At 47.0% G+C, this 3,163-nt stretch carries 1 protein-coding gene; it reads left to right on the forward strand.

Annotated elements, in window-relative coordinates; genetic code table 11:
* On the forward strand, positions 1-2,856 hold a 2,856-nt coding region (locus tag HMPREF1323_RS08780), incomplete at its 5' end, for a pectate lyase (RefSeq protein WP_232204004.1).
* Positions 2,857-3,163: the final 307 nt, after the last annotated feature.

Consider the following 3,163-nt stretch of genomic DNA (forward strand, 5'->3'; position numbering starts at 1 on the left):
AATTATCGAGATTTCTTTATCGGAGATGGTACTCAAACTGAGTTTTCTAGAACAAACCTAGACTGGGGCAGTTTGGACACTTACCACTCCAGAGTTGTTACGCACAAGTTTATACTGTATCCGGAGCTTTTATTTGATGCAGTACAGCCTCAGCTCTTGCCACTTAAAGACCGCGTAATCCTAAAGAATCAAGCAGGCTTCCCCCGCTCTGTTTACAAATGGCAGTATTCTCTTGATGCGGGGGCTTCATGGATAGATATACCTGCTTCATTGATAGATTCATCTCCTCTTGGTAGCTTGAGTATAGAGGGGAAAGACTTAATGACGGAGGCTGAATATCTAGAGTTGGTTCGACAAGGAAAGAATATCCAGTTTAGGATAGATAACCCTGTTAAACCAAGCTCTACTATAACGCTACGTACTTCTATCTCGACACCTCATATTTTATCTTCAGAAATATCTTTAGAGCGTTGTAATAACTCGGGGGATGCGTCTGTGAAATTTCAGTTTGATAGGGCCCTATACCCCGCTGAAATATTGCATGGCTTTGTCCTTAACTCGGCTGGACAAACCATTAAAAATATCTCTGATGTACGACTCAATGCAAATCGCACAGCTACCATTGAGGGACTTCCTTCCGGTAGATATATATTTAGATTCCAATCTTCATTTTATGAATATGGAGGATACTCAGGGGGACAAGGACATAAATTAGACCTTACCATCGCTGAGCGACCTGCCATCACACACTCGCTTACCAAGAAGGATGTGAGTTGCTTCGCTGGTACTGATGGTGCCATCACACTCACGGCCTCGGGCGGAACAGGGCGCTTCAAGGCACATCTGCTTGACGCCTCTGGGGTAGAGATCCGCACCCAAGAGTTTAGCTCAACAACTACTTTCTCTCGCCTTCCAGCAGGGCAATATACCCTCAAGGTTTATGATAGCAATGATTGCTTCGCCAAAGACGGTGGAGGCAATGAGCTCATACACCGCGTCACACTGGCTGAGCCCTCCGAAGCCGTGTCTGTTTTGGAGGAAGCTGTCGTAAGTCCCTTAGCTTATAACTCATCTGATGGCTCCATCAGTTTTAGAGCCTCAGGGGGAACTCCACTTGCTAACGGCTACCAGGTTCGTATCATACGTCTGTCGGATGGTCGCAGCTTTACTCCTACTTCTGTACGCCCCGATGGGGGAGCGTATATCTACACCCTATCTAATATATCTAGAGGAGAATATCAGGTCATTGTAGAGGATGCCCGCTTTGATGCTCTCGCTCCCGAGGATAAGAATGCCCCTTGCGGTTGTCGAGCAAAGCTTGATATAACGCTCAATGCTCCTCCTCCCCTAGGTGTTGAGGTCAAGGAGAGTCGCTTCGTTAGTTGCCACGGAGATAGTAACGGAGAGATAACAGCACACGCTAAGGGTGGCAAGCCCCATATAGCGAGCCGTCTGCCCTACACCTACACTTGGTATAAGCTAACCAATGGTTCTAACGAAGAGCTAAGTCAACAAACAGATAGTATCGCTCGTGGTCTCAGTGCAGGACAATATCAAGTGAAGATTACAGATGCTAATAACATCAGTGTATTATCTACCATATTTACATTAGTTCAGCCCGAGCCCCTAAGCCTCAAGTTTAAGGTCATCAGCCCTAATTGTAGTGGAGGTGAAGGCTCTATCGAAGCGCTTGTCACGGGAGGCACTGCTCCATATTCATATGAGTGGAACAAGGAGGGTGAAACCAACTCAAGTCTTCGAGTTAACGAAATAGGGACCTACTTCCTCCGTGTTACAGATAGTAGAGGCTGTACTATTGATGCTACAGCAGAGGTTTCTTCACCTGACGCCCTTGTTGTGCGACCAGAATTAGTGCACCCCAGTTGCTTTGGAGCTTCTAATGGTAGCATCAAACTCAATATCAGTGGAGGTACGAGTCCCTATACGATACGTTGGGAGGATAGTCCTAGTCTTACTACTCGTCAGCGAGATAAACTCCAGGCTGGAGAATATGTAGCTCTGATATCTGATGCTGCTGGATGTACGCTACGCTATCGCTTGAGCTTGACACAGCCAGACGAACTCAAGGTAAGCCTCTCCGAAGCCTTTACTCTCTGTAAAGATCAAAGTCGTAATCTACGAGCTACATCCAATCAAGAGAATGTAAGCTACTCATGGTTGCGTAATGGTCAGCCTCTCAGCGAAACTGGTAAAGAGCTTAGCGTTAGCCGTGCCGGCACTTATCGTGTCATCGTGACCAATGAGGGCGGTTGCACAGCCTCCGCTGAGGTTATAATCCGTGAGAGTCAGACCGAACTACCCATTGATATTACAGCTCCAAGCTCTGTAGACCTAGGAGCAGAGATCCATGTAGTTAATATCAGTCAAATCAAGGCGGATCGACTAAAATGGCATCTCCCTGTCGGGGCAGTTGTCAAGAGCCAGAGTGATGAGAGGCTTATCTTCACAATGAACTCTGCTGGTATATATACAGTAGCACTTGAGGGCTATCTTGGAGACTGCTCTACACTTGTTAGCCAGCGTATCGAGGTACTACCTGCTGGGAGTGTGACTCTTCCCGATGATAAGGTTGGAGCCATGATCAAACAGTTTCTTGTGACTCCTAATCCAACGACAGGAGAATTTAAGGTCTTTATTGAGCTCCGAGAGCCTCAAGACTTTACACTGCGCCTCCTATCTCCGACCATGGTAGAGATGGATAAGAAGGCTCTAAAGAAAGTGCAAGTGCAAACTTTTGAGTACGAGCTGCGAGGAAATACCTCTGGAGTCTATACCGTAGAGCTTCGTGTCGGGGAAGAGAGGTCTTTGCTCAAGGTGACAAAACAAGGCAACTAATTTATTTAGATTATAATCGTGATAGCGATGTGGAGATCTAAGCACACGGGCTTTGCTCGGACCATACTCTATAAAGTCTTACTCTTCTCTCTTCTCCTTTGTGGAGGAGGGAAGGAGTTGTGTGCTCAGTTCTACCCCATCCATGCTGTGGTTCAGTGGCCCTCTCCGCAGAGCCCCCACTTAGTGGACTATTATTCCGGCAGTCGCGATCGTCTTATCATCACGCTGCATAACCGAGATCTTCAGCAGCCGTTACTTCTGGCTCGCTTGCGTTTGCAGATCAAGAGTAATGGCTTCCTTGCCCAGA

Source organism: Porphyromonas sp. oral taxon 279 str. F0450 (assembly GCF_000292995.1).
Classification (GTDB): domain Bacteria; phylum Bacteroidota; class Bacteroidia; order Bacteroidales; family Porphyromonadaceae; genus Porphyromonas; species Porphyromonas pasteri.